An 18,440-nucleotide genomic window follows, 5' to 3' on the forward strand; every position below is an offset into this window, starting at 1 on the left:
CGCCAGACCCGGCTGCGATCAGCCGGCCTGTCCGAAGGAGGTGGGACCGAATTCGGCCACAGAGCCGGTCCAGGCGATCCGGTGGTTGTCCAGAACGACCACCCGGTCGGCCAGCGTCAGCGCCTCGTCGCGGTCATGGGTGACGACCAGAGTGGTCAGGCCGGAGCGCTGGTGAACCGCGCGCAGCACCTGCCAAAGCTCGGCGCGCACCTGGGCGTCCAGCGCGCTGAAGGGTTCATCGCAAAGCAGAAGGTCCGGCTCGACCACCAGCGCCCGGGCCAGCGCCACCCGCTGCCGCATGCCGCCGGACAACTGCCGCGGCAGCTTGTCGGCATCGCCCGGCGCCAGGCCGACGGTGGCCAGCATGGCGCGCGCGCAGGCGCGGCGCCGGGCGCGCGGCAGGCCCTGGGCGATCAGCGCGAAGGCGACGTTGTCGAGGGCGGTCTTCCACGGCAGCAGTGCTGCGTCCTGGAACACCACGGCAAGTCTGCGGCAGCGCCGCTGCACCCGCCCGGCATCCGGTTCAAGAAGGCCGGCGGCAAGCGCCAGCAGCGTGCTTTTGCCGCTGCCCGAGGGACCCATCAGCGCGGTGACGGTTCCGGCCGGCAAGTGCAGGTCGATCCCGGTCAGCACCGGCCCGCCGTCATGGGCGAAATCCACCCCCTGCAGGCACAGCATGGGCTGGGTCGCGGGTTGGGTCATCGGTTGGGTCATGGCGCGCTGCCCCGCCCGTCGTCGCGCCAGAGCATCAGGCGCCGGTGCAGAGGCTGCAGGATTGCGACATCAACCGCGATCAGCACGGTGACGACGACCACGACCCAGGCCATGGTCGCGGCGGTATCGACCTGCGCGCGGGACTTGGCCAGGCCGTCGCCGATGCCGCCGGCGCCGGCCAAGAGCTCGGCCATGACGGCAACCTTCCACGACATCGCCAGCGCGGTGGCCAGGGCGGGGAACAGATGGCTGAGCATGTGCGGCCCGTGCATGTTGACCAGCCGCGCCGCCAGCGGCACGCGAAACACCCGCGCCATGCGGATCAGCGCGCCGTCCAGACTGCGCGCGCCCTCGGCGGCGGCGGCATAGACCAGCGGGCCGGTGGCGACGGCGACGGTAAAGACCACCGCCCAGTGCCCGCCGAACCACAACAGCGCCAGCACGACCCAGGCGATCGCCGGAATGCCCAGGAAGATGATGGCGACCGGTTGCAGGGCGCGCTGCACCTCAAGGCGCAAGCCGGCCAGGGTTCCGGCGGCGACCCCGACCAGCGCCCCGGCCAGCCAGCCCAGCCCGGCATTCGTGGCGGTCCGGGCCAGCGCCGGACCGACGGTGCCATCGCCGATCATCCGCAGCAGGGTGGCCGCCGTTTCGTCCAGTCCGGGCAGGACCAGAGGGCCATAGGCGCGATGCCCCGCCTGCCACAGCGCCAGCAGCAGGGCGATGCCGACCAGGCCATAGGCCCGCGAGACCCGAGGGGTTTTGCGTGCCACCGGCCCGTCTAGCCCCAGTAGAAGCCGGCCTCGGGCAGCTTGCCGCCGACGATGCCGGGGTCCAGCTGCATGAGGTTCTGGAAATAGGCCTCGATGTCGTCCTGTGCCGCCCGCGCCGAGACCACGTCGAGATGCACATGCGGCAGCGAGCGGGCGATGACCGGCGCCGGCAGGTCCAGCAGCGGGCCGGCCAGCGCCCCGGCGGCCTCTGGCTGGGCCAGTGCCCAGGCCGCGGCCTCGATGCAGGCGGCATGGGCGGCGGCAACCACCTCGGGCCGGCTGTCCAGGAGTTCGGCGCTGACGGCAAGGCCGACTTGCGGGATGCGGGCGCCGCGGCCAGTGTGCTGGCCATAGGCCTGGGTCACGTCCAGCGCCCGGAACAGCGGCAGGCCCTCGGTCGCGGCCTTGATCAGGGCGACGGTGGCGGCGGGTTCGTGCAGCACCGCGATGTCGGCGCGCCCCGACAGGAACAGCGGCACCGCCTCGCCCGGAGTGCCGACATATTCCAGCGTGACGTCGCGGTCGGGGTCCAGGCCGGCCCAGCGCAGGACCATGCGGAACAGCAGGTCCGGCGCCTCGTTCTTGTTGGACAAGAGCACGGTCTTGCCGGCCAGGTCCTCGATCCGGGTGACGGTTTCGTCGCGCGCCATGACGTAAAGCACGCCCCAGGTGACGACATTGACCATCCGCGTCCCGGCGCCACGGTTGAAGAAGTTGGCGGCGGCATAGGTCGAGCTGGCGAACAGCTGGAAATCGCCCGAGGCGACGCCGGCACGCATCTGGTCGGTGCTTTTCCAGATCGCGAAGCGGGTGCCGGGGGCGACGGCCTGCAGGCCCGGCGCGGCGGCGGCGCGGGCAAACACCGCCGAGGGTGTCGCCGGAATGCCCCAGAGCGTCAGCGGTTCGGCCGCGGCGGCCGGGCGCGCGCCGGGCAGGAGCGCCGCCGCGGCCAGCCCGCCAAGCAGGCTGCGCCGGTCAAGGAGGGGGCCTTGGGTCGGGGTCATGGGGCAGTCCTTCGAAACGGATCGGGGCGGATCGGATCGGGGCGGGCGCGGGTCCGCTCAGTAGAGCATGGTGCTGGCGGTGATGTCGTCCCAGATTTCCTTGACGGTGTGCTGCAGGTCGCGCCGGCGGTCTTCGTAATAGGTGTGCAGCAGGTGATGCGCCTTGTCCGAGTTCGGCGCGCCCAGGAAATCGCGATACAGCGCTTGGACCTGCGGGTTGTTGTGCGACTGGCGCACCTTGGCGGCGCGGTCGACGTTGTAGATCGTCTCGCGCCGTTTCTGCGCCAGCGGCAGGTAGGATTTCTTCGACCGCAGCGAGCCGCCGCCGTCGACGCAGCCGCCGGGGCAGGCCATGACCTCGATGAAGTCGTAGTCGGTCTCGCCGCGCAGCACCTTCTCGACCAGCGCGCGGGTGTCGCCCAGGCCGTGCACCATGGCGACCTTGACCGTGCCGACCTTGCCGCCCAGATCGACCGTCGCCTCGCGGATGCCTTCGAAGCCGCGCAACTGGTGCAACTCGATCCGGTCCATTTCATGCCCGTTGACCACGGCGTAGATGGTGCGCACGGCCGCCTCCATCACCCCGCCGGTGGTGCCGAAGATGGCGCCGGCGCCCGAGGACGCGCTCATGTGCGGGTTGTCGAAGGTTGAGGGTTCCAGGGTCTTGAGGTCGATCCCTTCGCGCCGCAGCAGGCGGGCGAATTCGCGGGTGGTCAGCACCACGTCGGTGTCGGGGCGGCCGTCCTGCGTCAGTTGCGGCCGCACCGCCTCGTCCTTCTTGGCCACGCAGGGCATGATCGAGATCACCCTTACGCGATCAGGCGAAATGCCCATCTTCTCGGGCAGGTAGGTCTTGGCCACGCGCGACAGCACCTGCTGCGGCGAGCGGGTCGAGGACAGGAACGGCAGGATCTCGGGGTAGTGGATTTCCGCGAAGTTGATCCAGGCCGGGCAGCATGAGGTGAAGGTGGGCCGCTTGCCCTGGCCCAGCCGCGACAGAAGCTCGGCGCCCTCTTCCATGATCACCACGTCGGCACCGAAGTTGGTGTCCAGCACCACGTCGATGCCGATCTTGCGGCAGGCGGCGACGATGTGGCCTTCGACGTTGGTCCCCGCCGGCATGCCGAATTCCTCGCCGAAGGCCACCCGGACGGCAGGGGCGAACTGCACCACGGTCACCAGATCGGGGTCGCAGATGAATTCCAGCGCCCGGTCGGTTTCGTCCAGCTCACCCAAAGCGCCGGTGGGGCAGACCAGCACGCATTGCCCGCAAGAGACGCACAGCGAGTTGGGGTAATCCTCGGCGTGGCGCAGCGCCACGCGGCGGTTCAGCCCGCTGCCTTCCATCACCAGCGCATCGACCTGCTGGTGGTAGCGGCAGATCGCCACGCAGCGCTGGCAGCGCACGCAGCGCGTCATGTCGCGCACCATCGCCGGCGAGGTCAGGTCGATCGGCCGCGCCTCGGTCTGGGCGCGGTCGAAGAAGCGGTTCTCCTTCAGGCCGACGAACTGCGCCAGATCCTGCAATTCGCAATTGCCGTGGCGGATGCAGGTGGCGCAATCCTGCAGGTGGTCGGCCATCAGCAACTCGACCTGCAGCCGCTGCATGTCGCGGGCCTTTTTCGAGCGGGTCTGCACCTCCATGCCGTCGCGCACCGGGGTGTTGCAGGAGGTGACGATCTGCGGCTTGTCCTTGCCCGCCTGCTGGATTTCGACCACGCAGACCCGGCAGGTGCCGGGCGCGTGGTCGATGTCGTCCATCTCGCACAGCGTTGGGACATAGACATCATGCCGGCGCGCGCAGGACAGGATGGTCTCGTTCGGAAAGGCGGTGCAGGGCTTGCCGTTGAGCGAAAGCGTGACGGTGGCCTGGGCCGGGTCGCGGGCGGCAAGGCTGGCGAGATCGGGCGTGCACATGGCTCAGACCGCTCCTTCCGGGATGGGGTGGCGGGTGATGACGGTGTAGACTCGGTAGCAGCGCATGCAGCGCTGCGCCTCGGCATAGGCAGCCTGGGCGCTGATGGTCTGTTCCACCTCTTCGAACATGTGCTTGCGCAGGTCGGGGTCAAGTTCGGGGTTGTGCACGCGATAGGCGTTGCGCACCGGGGTTTCCACCACGTCATTGGCCAGGAAGCGGTTGTCCGAGATCAGCTTGCGCATCCGCGCCCGCTTGAAGAACCGGACCGAGCCGCGCTGCACCCAGTCGTCGATGTTTCGCGCCGCGTTCTGCCCGGCGGCCATGGCATAGATCAGCGTCGAGGGACCGGTCACGCAGTCGCCGCCGGCAAAGACGCCGGGGCGCGAGGTGGCGAGGGTGTCGTCGGTCGCCACGCATTGCCAGCGGTTGAGCGCGACGCCGTCGCCTTCGACCAGCGCGCCGTCTTCGACCTGCTGGCCGATCGCCGCAATCATCGAATCGCAGGGCAGGGTGAATTCGCTGCCCGCAATCGGGCGCACCTTGCGGCGACCGCTTTCGTCGGGTTCGGTCTGCTCCATCCGCACCAGTTCGACCCCGGTTACCTTGCCGTTTTCGGTCAGGATGCGGGTCGGGTTGCACAGGGTGTGGAACTGGATGCCTTCGGCCTCGGCGGCGGCGACCTCTTCATGGTCGGCCGGCATGTCGCCCAGCGCCCGGCGATAGACGACATGCACCTTGCTGGCGCCCAGCCGCAACGCCGAGCGGACGCAGTCCATCGCGACGTTGCCGCCGCCGACCACCACCACCTCGCCGCGCAGCGCCAGGGGGGCGATGCCGTCGACGTGGTCATGCACCTTGAGCAGGAAGTCGATGCCGCGGAAATAGCCGTCGCGCGCACCGTCTTCGCCGGTGACGCCCAGCTTGGTGCCTTCCTGGCAGCCAAGGCCCAGGAAAACCGCCTTGTAGCCCTGCTCGAACAGATCCTCGATGGTGAAATCGTGGCCAAGCTGCTGGCCGAACAGGAACCGCCCGCCGAGATCGACGATGATGTCGGTCTCCATCGCCAGGGTGTCCTTCGGCAGCCGGTAGGACGGAATGCCGATCTGTGCCATGCCGCCGGCCTGGTTCGATTTCTCGAAGACGTCGACGTGATAGCCGTTCAAGAGCAGGTGGTAGGCGCAGGCAATGCCCGCGGGGCCGGCCCCGACCACCGCCACCTTCATGCCTTCGGCCAGCGGCTTGCGGTTCATGTCGCGGGTGAATTTCAGCGCGTTCGGGCCGCTTTGCTGGTCGGCGACATAGCGCTTGAGGGTCTTGATCCCCACCGCCTCGTCCACGAACTTGCGCCGGCAGGCCTGTTCGCAATAGCGCACGCAGACCCGGCCGCAGGTCGCCGCCATCGGATATTGCTGCAGCAGCACGCCCAAGGAGTTCTCGGGCTTGCCATCGCGGATGTAGTCGATGTAGCGCGGCACGTTCACCTTGGACGGGCAGGCCTCGATGCAGGGCGCGGTGACATGGGCCATGCCATGCTGCGCCTTGATCGGCTTTTTCGGCGCCAGTTCCTCTTCGATGCGGTCGCGGAAGTGGTCCAGCGCGCCCAAGAGAGCCACGGCGCAGGTCTGGCCGAGGTTGCACAGCGAGGTCTGCCGCATCTGCTCGCCCAGGATGGTGATCTCGTCCAGGCCCAGGGTCTGGTCGAGGCCGCGGCGCAACCTGTCAAGCGCGTCGCGCACCAGGACGGTGCCCATCCGGCAGGGCGTGCAGGCCCCGCAGGACTGCGCGGCCGACTTCTTCATGTAGTGATACAGGGCGTCCACCAGGCTGACGGTGTCATCCAGGACGAAGAAACCGCGGTCGCCGAAGAAGGCGCGGATCGGGTTGCCGTCGTCGAAATCCTCGAAGTTGCGCAGCGCGTATTCCGGCGTTTGCGCATGGGTCGAACCCGGCCGCGTGTCATAGACGACCCCGTCCCAGACCCCGTAGGCGACTTGTGTCATGCTGGCTTGGCTCCTTGCAGGCAGAGACCGCGGGCATCGGCAGCGGATGCCAGGCCCGGGGCAACGGCCAAGGTCGCAAGTCGGGGCGCGCCCGGCAATGATCCAGCGCAACCCCGAAGCCAGCAAGGGGGGCGGCATTTTGGCCGGGACGGGCAAGGGGGCGGCCGCATCGTCCGGCACGGCCGGGGCCTTCGGCCCGGTGCGGAAGGCAGGCCAGGCTGTGCCGGTGCGAAAAGCCGCCGCCCGGCTGAACATGTCGCGGGAATCTGGAGGCGGGTACCGGAATCGAACCGGTCTTCACGGATTTGCAATCCGCTGCGTAACCTCTCCGCCAACCCGCCGCCGAGGGTGCATCGGGGATAGCGGAAAGGGTTGGAGGCCGCAAGGGGGCCGGAATGGGGGTGGTGTGGAGGAGCACGAACGCCGCTGGCGCTGCGGCGGTTATTCGAAGATGCGCCCCTCGGACAGGCCGAATTGCAGGTAGTGCTGGTAGGGCTCTGCCTTTGCCTTGGCGACATCCGGGTTCAGCGCCAGATAGGCCTCCGGGTTGAACCGGTTGCCGATCGAGGTTTGCGGGTCGATGAGCGAGATGAAATAGCGCGCGACCAGCAGGCCGGGGTCGGACGGCAGACGGGCGGCGTTGAACTCGGTGGCAAGCCGGTCTTGCAGCGTCGAGACGAAGGTCTGGTCGGGCGTGCTGAGGAACCGGTCCAGCGCCTCGGGGTCGAACCTGGGTGCGGCTTGCGGAACCAGCGCGCGGTAGTCGATGCCGCAGGTCGCGTGCAGCCAGTCGACATCCGCAGGCTCGATCAGGCCGGCGATCAGCTCGGCCGGCGCTTCGAAACGCCCCGGGAAAACCGCCGCCATGCGCGACACGAAGGCCCGCCGCGCCAGGGCGATCATGCGTGTCTCGCCGAAGGCCGAGATGACCGTGTTGAGCAGGTGAATCGCCTGGACCGCGCGGGTCGAGAGGGATTCGTTGGAACGGGTCGGGGCGCCCGGCGGCGTGCAGCCGATCACCGAGACGATATCGGCGATGATGTCGCCATCCTTGAGGCTCTGGCGGCGGTAGTCCCGGACGACGACGTTCTCACGGCCGAAGGCGCGGATGAATTTCTCGATCCGCATCCGGTATTGCGGCCCGGACGGGGTGTCCGCGGCGATGTCGGACTTGATCGTTTCCTGCAGATCGCTGGACAGGAAAGACAGCGGATCGCGCACATAGACGATGATCTTCGTGGCATTGCCATGAAGCGCCAAGGCCTGCTGGATGGCGACCACGGCGGTTTCGGGAAGTATCGAGATGTCTTCGCCGGAAAAGACCAGGTCGCGCTCGGGCCGGGTGGCGAAGGCGGCCAGGATGCGATCTGTCGCCGCGGTCTTCCGGTTTTCGATCTGTTGTGGCGTCAGGCCCGCCGCCTTCCAGATGTGGTAGGACTGATGCTGGCCGGAAAACGCCGTGTAGAACGGGATGGAATGGTTTTCCGCCCCCAGATCGGCATAGGCGAAGCGGCCGTCATCGAACCCGTTGAAGGCGGACTGAATGGCGGTCGATCCGGTCTTGTGAAGGCCGATGTGAAGATAGACGGTCCGCATGTCGTCATCCGGCGGTTCAGAGCGCGGGGCGGGATGCTAGGTCTGCGCCCCCGCCGTGGCAACCCCCCGGTCCGGCTGGAGCCGCCGGGGTTGCCGGGGGGGCTGCGCCGGGATGCAAGGGCAAATGGTGCTGGCTTTGGTGAATGCGGTCGGTTCGCCGGCGCCAGGCCGGGGGTGGATCAGCCGCATCGTGGCGGCGCGGACCACAAAGCCCCCGCAATGCCCGATGTGGCCCTGGCGGCTGATCCAGATCAAAGGCGCAAGGCAGATGCCGGTTTAAGCCTTGCCGAAGCGGGCTCTGGGCGTCAGGAGGCAACATGCGGCTGACCATGCGGGCGAACCTGGCGATGCGCGTGCTGATGCAATGCGCGGTGAACCATCCCGGCGTGATCCGGGCCTCGGATGTGGCGGGGGCCTGCAATGCGTCGGCCAATCACGTGGCCCAGGTGGTCAGCCAGCTGGCGGCAGCGGGCTATCTGCGCACCCTGCGCGGGCGCGGAGGCGGCATCGCGCTGGGCCGCCCGGCAGAGGACATTCCGGTCGGCCAGGTCCTGCGGCTGATCGAGCGCGAAGTGCCCTTCGCCGAATGCATGGACGGCGACCAGAACACCTGCCCGCTGTCGGCGGTCTGCCGGCTGAAGGGCGCGCTCTGCCGGGCCCTGGATGCCTTCTTTGCCGAACTGGAGACGGTGTCGCTGGCCGATCTGGTGCGCGAAAACACCGGCCTTGCCGACATCCTGTCCTGCCGTCTGGCGCCGGCCTGATCTGGAACAACCCGGCTAGAACAGCACGATATCCGGTGCGACGGGCCGCGGCGGCGCGGGCGGCTGCCGGGGCGTTTCGTCCACGACGGTGTTCGGGATCAGGAGCTGGCGGGCGCGGCCGGTGACCGGCTCGAACGTCACCCGGCGGGCCTGGGTGCCGCCCAGGCTTTCGGCCAGACAGGGGATGGTTTCGGTCTGCAGGAACTGGCGGGCGAAGTCGGCGTTCGAGGCGCCGATGTCGCGCAGGTTCGCGGCGATCTTCGCCCCGCCGAACAGCTTGGCGCGCAACCGGTCACGCCGGGCGCCGGCCCGCAGAAGCGCGTTGATCAGCACCTCCATCGCATGCACGCCATAGCGGATGTCGCCCGCCCCGGAGTGGCCCTGGGCCTGGGCGAGCAGGAAGTGGTTCATCCCGCCGATGCCCCGCTCGGCGTCCCAAAGGCAGGCCGCGACGCAAGAGCCGAGGACAGTGGACAGCACGGTGCCGGGCCGGTCCGAAACCATGAACTCGCCCTGAACGACCTGGATTGCCTGTTGCGGGGCCGGGATCGGGGTCATCTGCGCAGGGCCTCGATCCCGCGTTCGCTGCAGCGGGCCAGAAGGTCGGCGGCGATCCTGGGCAGGGGCAGCACCGCGGCGGCGGCCCCGGATTCGACCGCGGCGCGCGGCATGCCGTAGATGACCGATGTTTCGGCATCCTGCGCGATGGTGTGGGCGCCAGCCCGGCGCAGCGCCAGCAACCCGCGCGCGCCGTCGCGGCCCATGCCGGTCAGCAAGGCGGCAACCACCTTGCGGCCAAGACCGGTGGCGCTTTCGAACAGCGCATCGACCGAAGGCAGGTGCCCCGAGATCGCCGGACCGGGCGTGACCTCGGTTCGCGGCGGGGTGTCGCCGGTGAGCCGCAAATGGCCGGGACAGCCGGCGGCCACCACGACGGTGCCGGGGAGCATCGCGATGCCGCCTTCCGCCGCAACGACGCGCGCCGCCGAGCAGCGCGAAAACAGCCGGATCAGGCTGTCGGAAAAGGCCGCGCCGGTGTGCTGGACGATCGCGGTCGGCGGGCAGTCGGCCGGAAAGGCCGAGAGGATGGTCAGCAGGGCGTCAATGCCCCCGGTCGAGGCGCCGATCAGGATCAGCCGATCTTGCCGGAACCGGCTGCCGCCGGCCTCAACCGGGGCGGCAGAGCGGGCCGGGAAAGCCGGGCGCTGGGGCCGCAGCGCCGCGACGCGAGACCAGAGGTCGGTCTCTTCGACCTGGGGGCCGGAGGGGAGCGGAACCTCGACCCAGGCGATGCCGACGACGCGGAACAGCGAGACAAGCCCCTCGAAATCGGGGTGATCCGCCAGGTCGCGCGCGACCAGCACCACGTCGGGCGCTTCGCGTTCGGCCAGGATATAGGTCGAGGAGGGGTCGCTGCTGCGGCCGACGACGGAGATGCCGGGATGCGTCGCCGCTTCGCGGGCCAGCCGGGCGGCCAGGACAGGGTCCGGACAGGCGAGCAGGATGCGGGTCATGCCGGTGTCTTCCTCTGTTCGCAGCGAAGCGGCGGTCCGGACCGCTGCGCTGCAAGGTCCGGCATGGTCGGCGGAGCCGCATGGCCCGGTCTGGGCGGCGGGGCCGCAAGGCCCGGTTTGGGCGGCGGAGCCGCAAGGCCCGGACGGCGCGGCGGGGCAGCGCGGGCCGGGCGAATGGCCCGCCCGCCTTGCCAACCCGGAGTGCCTGGTGTCGCCATCGCCCGCGCCCCCCGGTCAGAACAGTTCGGTCCGCGGGTCGGCGGCGCCGGCCCCGTCGCGCCCCGCCAGCGCATGGCGCAGATCTGCCAGGCGCAAGTCGTCAAGCCGGGGCAGCGCCGCCGCGGGCAGGTACAGCGCTTCGGCCGACCGCGCCAGCGCGGCGACCCAGTCCGACAGGTCGGCCAGGCGCTGGTCCAGGAGGTCGATCGCCTGCAGGTCGGCGCCAAGCCGGGTGTCGCGGATCGCGCCATCGTCCACCAGGCCATGCACCGCGACCTCGATCCGCAGCACGATGTCGCGACAGCGCCGCAACTCTTGCGCGGTGCGCGACAGCAAGGGGGAAAGCCCGGTCTCGGTGTCGAGGATCACAGCGGCCCCACCACACGTTCGATGCTGGCCTTGACGGTGGCCGTGGTGAACGGCTTGCGGATCAGGTTGTTCAACCCGAGTTGCTGGCCGCGCTGCATGATTTCGGGCGTCGGCGTGCCAGTGATCAGGATGAAGCCGATGCGCTGGGTGGTCTTGCTTTGACGCAGCGCACCCAGCAGGTCCAGCCCGGAGAGGCCGGGCATGTTCATGTCGGAAATCACCAGGTGCACCGGGTTCGCCGCCAGCTTGCCCAGGGCGGTGCGGCTGTCGGATTCGGTGGCGAAGTGCTTGATCCCGATCTCTTCCAGAGATTGCGAGATCAGGGCGCGGCTGACCGACATGTCGTCCACGACCATGACGCGCAGGGATTCCCTGAGACTCATCTTTTCGTCCTTTCGCTGCGCTGCAAGATGTCGCCGGCGCGCCGGTAGGCGGTGATTCCGGCACTGGATAGAAGGTCGGCTGCCGGGCCGTGCAGCCGTTCGGAATGGCCGATGCAGAGCAGGCCGCCGGGGGAAAGAAGGCTTGCCAGGCGCTGCCAGAGCCGCTCTTGCGTCGGCTTGTCGAAGTAGATTGCCACGTTGCGGCAGAAGATCGCGTCGAACGGGCCACGCACCGGCCAGTCGGCCATCAGGTTCAGGGCCGCGAAATGCACTAGGCCGGAGGTGCGCGCGGCGATCCGGTGCTGGCCCGGGCCGGCCGGTTCCAGATGGCCGCGGCGCAGCGGTTCGGGGATCGAGCGGACCTCGTCGTCGGAGTAGACGGCCGCCCGGGCGCGGGTCAGGATCGCCGGGTCGATGTCGGTGGCCAGGATGCGGACGTCAAGGCGCGGCGCCTCGGGCAGGAGGTTGAGGACGGTCATCGCCATCGAATAGGGCTCTGGCCCGGCCGAGCAGCCGGCCGACCAGATCCGCAGCCGCCGGCCGGCCCGCAGCGCCGGCAGGACCGGCGTCAGGCAGACCTCTTCGAGCAGCCGGAAATGGTGTTCTTCGCGGAAGAAATGGGTGACGTTGGTGGTCAGTGCCGACACCAGTTCCGCCCGTTCGGCCGCACCGTCCGGGCCGCTGATCATGTCGCAATAGAGGCTGAAGTCGGGGCAGCGGATCGCCCGCAGCCGGCGCATCAGCCGCGACTGCACCAGTTCCTTCTTGCTGGACTGCAGGTGCAGCCCGAATTCGCGATAGGCGATCTCGGCGATGCGCGCGAAATCGCGGTCGTGCAGCACCAGGTCGGAGCCGGGAGCGGGGCCGGGAGCAGGGCCGGGGGAGGGGCCGGTCGCGCGCTCGGCTGCCGCCGGAAGGCTGCCGCCCGCTCGGGGAGGTGCCGAAGGAAGGGGCAGGGCTGTCATGCCGCCTGCCGCCCCTTGGCCTGGATCACCGCGGCCAGGTCGATGACGCGGGTCATGCCCTCGTCGATCGGGATGACGCCGGTGATGCTTTGCCGCGTGGTGTCGGAGCGGATGTCGGGCGTGTCCTGGATCTGCGCCCGCTGGACCGAGAGGATTTCCGACACCGCCTCGACCAGAAGGCCGACGGTCTGGTTCTCGATCATCGCGACCACCACCACATTGCGCGGGTTTTCCGGCGTCGGCCCAAGGCCGAAGCGCGCGGAGAGGTCGTAGATCGGGATCACCGAGCCGCGCAGGTTCATCACCCCCAGCACCTCTTTCGGGGCGTGCGGCAGCGGCGTCACGGCCGTCCAGCGGCGGATTTCGCGGACATGGGTGATGTCGAGCGAAAAGCTTTGCCCGCCCGCAAAGAAGGTGACGAATTCGACGTCCGAGCGATTGGTTTCAGAGGCTTGCATGGCTGGCTCCTGCAGGGTGGGGGACCGGGCGGCTGAGCGGCATGTCGCCCAGGCCGCGGTTCGAGGTCAGCGCCTCGGCATCGAGGATCAGCGCGATCTGGCCGTCGCCCAGAACGGTGGCGGCCGAAACGCCGGGGATCGCGCCGTAGTTCGATTCAAGGCCCTTGATCACGACCTGGCGCTGGTCCAGCACGGCGTCGACGACCAGGGCGCATTGCGACTGGTTTTCGGTTTCCACCAGCAAGAGCAGCGGCGCCTCGCCGGTGGCGCGGGCCGGCAGGCCCAGGCACTGGGCGACGTCGATCATCGGCAGGAAGCGGCCGCGGATCGACAGCACCTTTTCCTGGGTGCCCAGCACATGCAGGTCGCCCGGACCGGGGCGGATGGTCTCGATCACCGAGGCGACCGGGATCACCATGGTCTGGCCGGCGACCGAGATCACCATGCCGTCCATCACCGCCAGCGTCAGCGGCAGCGAGATGGTGAACTCGGTGCCCTCGCCCGGAACCGAAGCGATCGATACCCGACCGCCCAGCGCGGCGACGGCATTCTTCACCACGTCCAGCCCGACCCCCCGCCCGGACAGGTTCGAGACCTTGTCGGCGGTGGAAAAGCCGGGCAGGAACAGCAGGTTGTCGACTTCGCTGTCGGTCAGGTCGGCTTCGGCCGTGATCAGGCCCTTGGCCACCGCCTTGTCGCGGATCTTGGCCCGGTTCAGCCCGGCACCATCGTCGCGGACGGTGATGATGACGCTGCCCGAGCGGTGCGCGGCCAACAGCCGGATCGTGCCCTCCGGGTCCTTGCCGGCGGCGATCCGGGCGGCCTGGGGTTCCAGCCCGTGGTCCACCGCGTTGCGGATCATGTGGGTCAGCGGGTCGGCCAGGCGTTCGATCACCGTCTTGTCGACTTCGGTCCCTTCACCGCTGGTCACCAGCCGGGCCGCCTTGCCGGTGGCCTCGGCCGCCTCGCGCACGATCCGGCTCATCCGCTGGAACAGCGGTTTCACCGGCTGCGCGCGGATCGCCATCACCGCTTCCTGCAGGTCGCGGGCGAGCAGGCGATAGTCCTCGACATGGGTGATGATCTCGGCATCCGAGTTCAGCGACAGGTCGAGCACGCTTTGCTCGATCATCGCCTGGTTGATGATGAGTTCGCCCACCGCGTTGATCAGCCGGTCCACCCGGTCGAGATCGACGCGCAGCGTGGGTTTCGGGCCGCCATTGCCGCCGTCTTCGTCGGCCGGCCGCGCCTCGCGCTTGGCGCGGGGCGCAGCAGCGGGGGCCGGCGAAGGAACCGGTTCGGCCAGAGCTTCCGCGGCGGGCGTGGGCGGCGCTGCAACCGGCACCTCGGCCGGCAGCGGGCCGGCCGAGGCCGGCACGGCTTCGCCGGCAGCGGCTGCCGGAAGGTGCGGCTCTGCCGGTTCGGCGGCTTCGGGGCCGATGTCCAGCACACAGAGCCCCTCGACGAATTCGAAGGCCTCATGCAGCAGGGTCTCGGGCTCGGCGGTGGCCAGCCGGATGGTCCAGGACAGATAGGCATCGGCCGGGTCGAAGGCCGCCCAGTCGGGCAGGGCCGACGTGTCGAGCCGCACCTCCAGCGTGCCCAGATCGGCCAGCGCCGAGAACAGCAGCGCCGGGTCATGGCCGTTGGCATAAAGCGCCGGCAGCGGGCGGAAGCGGATCAGGTAGCCGGTCGTCGCGGCTGCGGCATCGGTCGCAGGCGAAGGCGCCGCGAGGTCGGGCAGGCCGGTCAGGTCCGGCAGGTCGATCGGCGCGGCGTCATCCCCGAGATCGCCGAAATCCAGCGTGACGGCGGCGAAACCGAAGCAGGGGTCATCGTCCCCGGGACCGGGGCTGGCGGGCGCATCCTCGCCCAGAACGGCATTGAGGTTGGCCAGGAAGCCATCGGTCGTCTCGGGGTCGATCACACGCTCTTCGCGCGCCGCCTCGACCTGGTCGGCCAGATGGTCGGCCGAGCGCAGCAGGGTGTGCATCACCTCGGGTGTCAACTCGATCCGGTCCGAGCGGATGCCGTCGAGCACCGTCTCGAACCGGTGGGCGAAGGCCACCAGCGCATTCAGCGCAAAGGCCCCGGCACCGCCCTTGATCGAATGCACCGCGCGAAACACGGCGTTCAGCGTTTCGCTGTCCTGGGCGCCGGCGTCCATGCTGGACAGTCCCTCGGCCAGGGCTTCGAGCAGCTCTTCGCATTCCTCGTAGAACGTATCGCGGATCGAATTCATCGTTGCCATCTGCCTGCCCCCCCTCAGCCTCTTGCGCCCGTTACCCGGCGCACGACCGAGACGATGGCGGTGTCCTCGAACGGCTTGACGATCCAGCCGGTGGCGCCGGCCCGGCGGGCGCGGGCCTTCAGCTCTTCTGCCGATTCGGTGGTGAGCACGAGGATCGGCACGGTGCGGTTGTGGCTTTGGCCACGGATCGCGTCGATCACGCCGAAACCGTCCATCCGCGGCATGTTGATGTCGGTGATCACCACGTCGGGATCGACCTCGGCAAAGCGTTCGACTCCGTCGATGCCGTCGTCGGCGGTGGTGACGGTGAACCCTGCCTCCTCCATCGCGCGGCGCACGAGGTTGCGGATCGTCCGGCTGTCGTCGATGGCGAGGACGCGGATGGTCATTCGGCCAGCTCCATCGGCAGCACGGCGGTGGTTACCCCCAACGCGGCCAGCTGGTCGGCCTGCGCCGAGGAAAGGCCCGTCAGGACGAAGTCGATGCCGCGGCGGCGGCGGTCGGCGGCGGCGGCCAGCAGGGTCTGCACCAGCGGCGTGTCCAGCCGGCGCAAACGGTTGGCATGGATGCGCAAGGGCGCGTCCGGATGCTGCCGCAGGAAGGGCACAAGGGCGTTGTCTCCGGCCACGGAAACACGCTCGGGAAGGTCGAAGTCGATCATGCTGGTCATGCCTTGGCAAACCTCGTGTCTGGCCGGCCGAGCCCGTGTCGCGCCGCAATCCGGTTTCAGGAATAGGCCGCTGAGGTTTAAGGAATCGTTGTCCGCGCTGGCCCGGCGGCAGCGAATTTCCTCAACCTGTCGCAATCGGTCGCGGGCTTGACGTGCCCCGGAGGCCGGCCCAAGGTCGCCGCGACGACAGGCGGGGAGCCGGAATGCGCAAGGCCTTCATCACCGGAACCGCGGGGTTCATCGGCTTTCACCTGGCGCGGCACCTGCTGGCCCATGGCTGGCAGGTGGCGGGCTATGACGGGATGACCGACTACTACGACGTCGCGCTGAAGCGGAAACGCCACGCGATCCTGCTGCAGACGCCGGGGTTTGCCGCGACCGAGGCAATGCTGGAGGATGTGGCGGCGCTGGATGCGGCGGTGGACGCCTTCCGGCCGGACGTCATCATCCACCTCGCGGCCCAGGCGGGCGTGCGCTATTCGCTGGAAAACCCGCGCTCCTATGTCAGCGCCAATGTGGTGGGCACCTTCAACGTGATGGAGGCGGCGCGGCGGCTGGCGGTCGGCCACCTGCTGATGGCGTCCACCAGCAGCATCTACGGCGCCAACGAGGACATGCCGTTCCGCGAGACGGACAAGGCCGATGGCCAGCTGACGATCTATGCCGCCACCAAGAAGGCGACGGAATCGATGGGCCACGCCTATGCCCATCTGTGGAACCTGCCGACGACGATGTTTCGGTTCTTCACCGTCTACGGCACCTGGGGCCGCCCCGACCTTGCCTATTTCAAGTTCGTCGACGCGATCCTGAACGACCGGCCCATCGACATCTACAACCACGGCGAGATGTGGCGCGACTTCACCTGCGTCGATGATCTGGTCGAGGCGATTCGCCTGCTGATCGACGCGGCGCCGGTGCGGCCCGCCCCGGGCGAGGCGATCCCCGAGGGCGACAGCCTGTCGAAGGACGCGCCGTTCCGCATCGTCAACATCGGCAATTCCGACAAGGTCAAGCTTCTCGATTTCGTCGCGGCGATCGAGGAGGTGCTGGGCCGCAAGGCCATCCGCACCTACCTGCCGATGCAGAAGGGCGACGTGCCCGCCACCTGGGCCGATGCCAGCCTGCTGAAACGGCTGACCGGCTATGCCCCGAAGACCGACCTGCGCGACGGGATGCGGGACTTCGTGGCCTGGTATCGCGACTATTACGGCACGTGATCTGGCCTTAGGCGGGCGTGCGGTCTGGCGATAATGCCGGGCCGCGTTTTCCGCGATGATGGGGCATCAAGGAAATTCCGGCAGGAAGGGAACCGCCATGCAAGGCATCTCCGGCATGAACGACATGAGCCGCGTGGTCGAGGCCGACCGCGCCCATGTCTGGCACCATCTGATCAACCACAAGCAGTTCGAGACCATCGACCCCCGCGTGATCGTGGAAGGCAAGGGGATGCGGGTCTGGGATGCCAAGGGCCGCGAATACATCGACGCGGTGTCCGGCGCGGTCTGGACGGTGAACGTGGGCTATGGCCGCGAAAGCATCGCCAACGTCGTCCGCGACCAGCTGATCAAGATGAACTACTTCGCCGGCGTCGGTGGGTCCGTCCCCGGCGCGCTGTTCGCCGAAAAGCTGATCTCGAAGATGCCGGGGATGAGCCGGGTCTATTATTCCAACTCGGGGTCGGAAGCGAACGAGAAGGTCTACAAGATGGTGCGCCAGCTGTCACACCGGGTGCACGGCGGCAAGAAATGGAAGATCCTGTACCGCGAGCGCGACTATCACGGCACCACCATCGGCGCGCTGGCCACCTCGGGCCAGGCCGAACGGGCGATGCAGTACGGCCCCTATCCCGACGGTTTCGTCATGGTCCCGCACTGCCTGGAATACCGCAAGCAGTGGGACGTGGAAAACTACGGTGAACGGGCGGCGGATGCCATCGAAGAGGTGATCCTGCGCGAAGGCCCGGATTCGGTGGGTGCCATCGTGCTGGAGCCGGTGACGGCGGGCGGCGGCGTGATCGTGCCGCCGAAAGGGTATTGGGAGCGGGTGCAGGAAATCTGCACCAAATACAACATCCTCTTGCACATCGACGAGGTCGTCTGCGGCGTGGGGCGGACCGGGCTGTGGTTCGGCTACCAGAACTACGGCATCAAGCCCGATTTCGTCACCATGGCCAAGGGCGTCGCCTCGGGCTACGCGGCGATTTCCTGCACGGTGACGACCGAGGCCGTCTTCGACATGTTCAAGAACGACGCCGCCGACCCGCTGAGCTATTTCCGCGACATCTCGACCTTCGGCGGCTGCACCAGCGGCCCGGCGGCGGCGCTGGAAAACATGCGCATCATCGAGGACGAAGGGTTGCTCGACAACACGCTGCGCATGGGCAAACGGACCACCGACAACCTTTGGGCCTTGATGGAAAAGCACAAAGTGATCGGCGACGTGCGCGGGGCGGGGCTGTTCTGCGGCGCCGAACTGGTGGCCGACCGCAAGACCAAGGAACCGATGGACGAAAAGAAGGTCGCCGCCGTGGTGGCCGACTGCAACGCCCAAGGCGTGATCATCGGCATGACCAACCGCTCGCTGCCGGGGCTGAACAACACGCTCTGCCTGTCGCCCGCCCTGATCGCCACCGCCGACGACATCGACGAGATCACCGGCGCCATCGACAAGGCGCTGACCAAGGTCTTCGGCTGAACCTTTCGCGGCGTGATCTGACGGAGCGGCCGCGCCCAAGGGCGCGGCCGCACGCCTTTCCTCTCGCCTCTGCGCGCAGGCGCGCAACCGGCTCGGCCGCCCGGCCCCGGCGCGACGCTTGCCTTGCGCCCTGCCTCCCGGCCTCGGC

At 68.7% G+C, this 18,440-nt stretch carries 18 protein-coding genes and 1 tRNA gene; 3 read left to right on the forward strand and 16 right to left on the reverse strand.

Annotation, left to right across the window (positions count from 1 at the left end; genetic code table 11):
* Positions 1–18: 18 nt before the first annotated feature.
* From LHP98_RS01330 to LHP98_RS01360, 7 genes are all read right to left on the reverse strand, one after another.
* Positions 19–702, reverse strand: coding sequence for an ABC transporter ATP-binding protein (locus LHP98_RS01330; RefSeq protein WP_227250698.1), 684 nt, complete (start codon positions 700–702; stop codon positions 19–21).
* Positions 703–710: 8 nt separating this feature from the next.
* Positions 711–1,487 (reverse strand): ABC transporter permease, encoded by a 777-nt coding sequence (locus LHP98_RS01335; protein ID WP_227250699.1) that lies wholly within the window; start codon positions 1,485–1,487, stop codon positions 711–713.
* An 8-nt stretch (positions 1,488–1,495) separates the two neighbouring features.
* Positions 1,496–2,491: an ABC transporter substrate-binding protein gene (locus tag LHP98_RS01340; RefSeq protein WP_227250700.1), complete on the reverse strand. Its 996-nt coding sequence runs from the start codon at positions 2,489–2,491 to the stop codon at positions 1,496–1,498.
* A 57-nt stretch (positions 2,492–2,548) separates the two neighbouring features.
* Entirely contained in the window at positions 2,549–4,408 is a 1,860-nt protein-coding gene (locus LHP98_RS01345) for a [FeFe] hydrogenase, group A (protein ID WP_227250701.1), read from the reverse strand.
* A 3-nt stretch (positions 4,409–4,411) separates the two neighbouring features.
* Positions 4,412–6,409 (reverse strand): FAD-dependent oxidoreductase, encoded by a 1,998-nt coding sequence (locus LHP98_RS01350; protein ID WP_227250702.1) that lies wholly within the window; start codon positions 6,407–6,409, stop codon positions 4,412–4,414.
* Between the two features lie 267 nt (positions 6,410–6,676).
* Positions 6,677–6,750, reverse strand: a tRNA-Cys gene (locus LHP98_RS01355).
* A gap of 100 nt (positions 6,751–6,850) precedes the next feature.
* On the reverse strand, positions 6,851–8,005 hold the full coding sequence (locus tag LHP98_RS01360) for a hypothetical protein (protein WP_227250703.1): 1,155 nt from the start codon (positions 8,003–8,005) through the stop codon (positions 6,851–6,853).
* 317 nt (positions 8,006–8,322) lie between these two features.
* Here LHP98_RS01360 and LHP98_RS01365 point away from each other — a divergent pair, with 317 nt between their 5' ends.
* Complete coding sequence (locus tag LHP98_RS01365) at positions 8,323–8,769, forward strand: RrF2 family transcriptional regulator (protein WP_227250704.1); 447 nt, start codon at positions 8,323–8,325, stop codon at positions 8,767–8,769.
* Positions 8,770–8,784: 15 nt separating this feature from the next.
* On the opposite strand, the gene LHP98_RS01370 is transcribed toward LHP98_RS01365, so the two are convergent.
* From LHP98_RS01370 to LHP98_RS01410, 9 genes are all read right to left on the reverse strand, one after another.
* Complete coding sequence (locus LHP98_RS01370; protein WP_227250705.1) at positions 8,785–9,327, reverse strand: chemotaxis protein CheD; 543 nt, start codon at positions 9,325–9,327, stop codon at positions 8,785–8,787.
* Positions 9,324–10,283, reverse strand: coding sequence for a CheB methylesterase domain-containing protein (locus LHP98_RS01375; protein WP_227250706.1), 960 nt, complete (start codon positions 10,281–10,283; stop codon positions 9,324–9,326). Before LHP98_RS01375 ends, LHP98_RS01370 begins: the two co-directional genes overlap by 4 nt.
* Positions 10,284–10,517: 234 nt before the next feature.
* Positions 10,518–10,871: a hypothetical protein gene (locus LHP98_RS01380; protein ID WP_227250707.1), complete on the reverse strand. Its 354-nt coding sequence runs from the start codon at positions 10,869–10,871 to the stop codon at positions 10,518–10,520.
* Positions 10,868–11,254: a response regulator gene (locus LHP98_RS01385; RefSeq protein ID WP_227250708.1), complete on the reverse strand. Its 387-nt coding sequence runs from the start codon at positions 11,252–11,254 to the stop codon at positions 10,868–10,870. The genes LHP98_RS01380 and LHP98_RS01385 overlap by 4 nt, the downstream gene beginning before the upstream one ends.
* On the reverse strand, positions 11,251–12,096 hold the full coding sequence (locus tag LHP98_RS01390; RefSeq protein ID WP_227250709.1) for a CheR family methyltransferase: 846 nt from the start codon (positions 12,094–12,096) through the stop codon (positions 11,251–11,253). Before LHP98_RS01390 ends, LHP98_RS01385 begins: the two co-directional genes overlap by 4 nt.
* Before the next feature lie 119 nt (positions 12,097–12,215).
* The gene (locus LHP98_RS01395) at positions 12,216–12,677 is read right to left on the reverse strand and encodes a chemotaxis protein CheW (protein ID WP_227250710.1); all 462 of its coding nucleotides are present in this window, start codon (positions 12,675–12,677) and stop codon (positions 12,216–12,218) included.
* Complete coding sequence (locus LHP98_RS01400) at positions 12,664–14,928, reverse strand: chemotaxis protein CheA (protein WP_227250711.1); 2,265 nt, start codon at positions 14,926–14,928, stop codon at positions 12,664–12,666. Before LHP98_RS01400 ends, LHP98_RS01395 begins: the two co-directional genes overlap by 14 nt.
* A gap of 14 nt (positions 14,929–14,942) precedes the next feature.
* Positions 14,943–15,317 carry a response regulator gene (locus tag LHP98_RS01405; RefSeq protein WP_227250712.1) on the reverse strand — a complete coding sequence of 125 codons (375 nt, stop codon included), beginning with the start codon at positions 15,315–15,317 and terminating at the stop codon, positions 14,943–14,945.
* Positions 15,314–15,589, reverse strand: a complete 276-nt coding sequence (locus LHP98_RS01410) for an STAS domain-containing protein (protein WP_227250713.1) — start codon at positions 15,587–15,589, stop codon at positions 15,314–15,316. The genes LHP98_RS01405 and LHP98_RS01410 overlap by 4 nt, the downstream gene beginning before the upstream one ends.
* A gap of 212 nt (positions 15,590–15,801) precedes the next feature.
* On the opposite strand from LHP98_RS01410, the gene LHP98_RS01415 reads away from it, so the two are divergent.
* Both LHP98_RS01415 and tpa read left to right on the forward strand, forming a co-directional pair.
* The gene (locus tag LHP98_RS01415; protein ID WP_227250714.1) at positions 15,802–16,815 is read left to right on the forward strand and encodes an NAD-dependent epimerase/dehydratase family protein; all 1,014 of its coding nucleotides are present in this window, start codon (positions 15,802–15,804) and stop codon (positions 16,813–16,815) included.
* 97 nt (positions 16,816–16,912) lie between these two features.
* The gene (tpa, locus tag LHP98_RS01420; RefSeq protein WP_227250715.1) at positions 16,913–18,292 is read left to right on the forward strand and encodes a hypotaurine--pyruvate aminotransferase Tpa; all 1,380 of its coding nucleotides are present in this window, start codon (positions 16,913–16,915) and stop codon (positions 18,290–18,292) included.
* The last annotated feature ends 148 nt before the right edge of the window (positions 18,293–18,440 follow it).

This window comes from Rhodobacter sp. Har01 (genome assembly GCF_020564565.1).
In the GTDB taxonomy this organism is placed as follows: Bacteria; Pseudomonadota; Alphaproteobacteria; order Rhodobacterales; family Rhodobacteraceae; genus Pseudogemmobacter.

Bases quoted from the DNA above. Each gene is read 5' to 3' on its own strand.
- LHP98_RS01330 (WP_227250698.1), bottom strand. From the start codon at position 702: ATGACCCAACCCGCGACCCAGCCCATGCTGTGCCTGCAGGGGGTGGAT.
- LHP98_RS01340 (WP_227250700.1), bottom strand. From the start codon at position 2,491: ATGACCCCGACCCAAGGCCCCCTCCTTGACCGGCGCAGCCTGCTTGGC.
- LHP98_RS01345 (WP_227250701.1), bottom strand. From the start codon at position 4,408: ATGTGCACGCCCGATCTCGCCAGCCTTGCCGCCCGCGACCCGGCCCAG.
- LHP98_RS01350 (WP_227250702.1), bottom strand. From the start codon at position 6,409: ATGACACAAGTCGCCTACGGGGTCTGGGACGGGGTCGTCTATGACACG.
- LHP98_RS01360 (WP_227250703.1), bottom strand. From the start codon at position 8,005: ATGCGGACCGTCTATCTTCACATCGGCCTTCACAAGACCGGATCGACC.
- LHP98_RS01365 (WP_227250704.1), top strand. From the start codon at position 8,323: ATGCGGCTGACCATGCGGGCGAACCTGGCGATGCGCGTGCTGATGCAA.
- LHP98_RS01370 (WP_227250705.1), bottom strand. From the start codon at position 9,327: ATGACCCCGATCCCGGCCCCGCAACAGGCAATCCAGGTCGTTCAGGGC.
- LHP98_RS01375 (WP_227250706.1), bottom strand. From the start codon at position 10,283: ATGACCCGCATCCTGCTCGCCTGTCCGGACCCTGTCCTGGCCGCCCGG.
- LHP98_RS01385 (WP_227250708.1), bottom strand. From the start codon at position 11,254: ATGAGTCTCAGGGAATCCCTGCGCGTCATGGTCGTGGACGACATGTCG.
- LHP98_RS01395 (WP_227250710.1), bottom strand. From the start codon at position 12,677: ATGCAAGCCTCTGAAACCAATCGCTCGGACGTCGAATTCGTCACCTTC.
- LHP98_RS01400 (WP_227250711.1), bottom strand. From the start codon at position 14,928: ATGGCAACGATGAATTCGATCCGCGATACGTTCTACGAGGAATGCGAA.
- LHP98_RS01405 (WP_227250712.1), bottom strand. From the start codon at position 15,317: ATGACCATCCGCGTCCTCGCCATCGACGACAGCCGGACGATCCGCAAC.
- LHP98_RS01410 (WP_227250713.1), bottom strand. From the start codon at position 15,589: ATGATCGACTTCGACCTTCCCGAGCGTGTTTCCGTGGCCGGAGACAAC.
- LHP98_RS01415 (WP_227250714.1), top strand. From the start codon at position 15,802: ATGCGCAAGGCCTTCATCACCGGAACCGCGGGGTTCATCGGCTTTCAC.
- tpa (WP_227250715.1), top strand. From the start codon at position 16,913: ATGCAAGGCATCTCCGGCATGAACGACATGAGCCGCGTGGTCGAGGCC.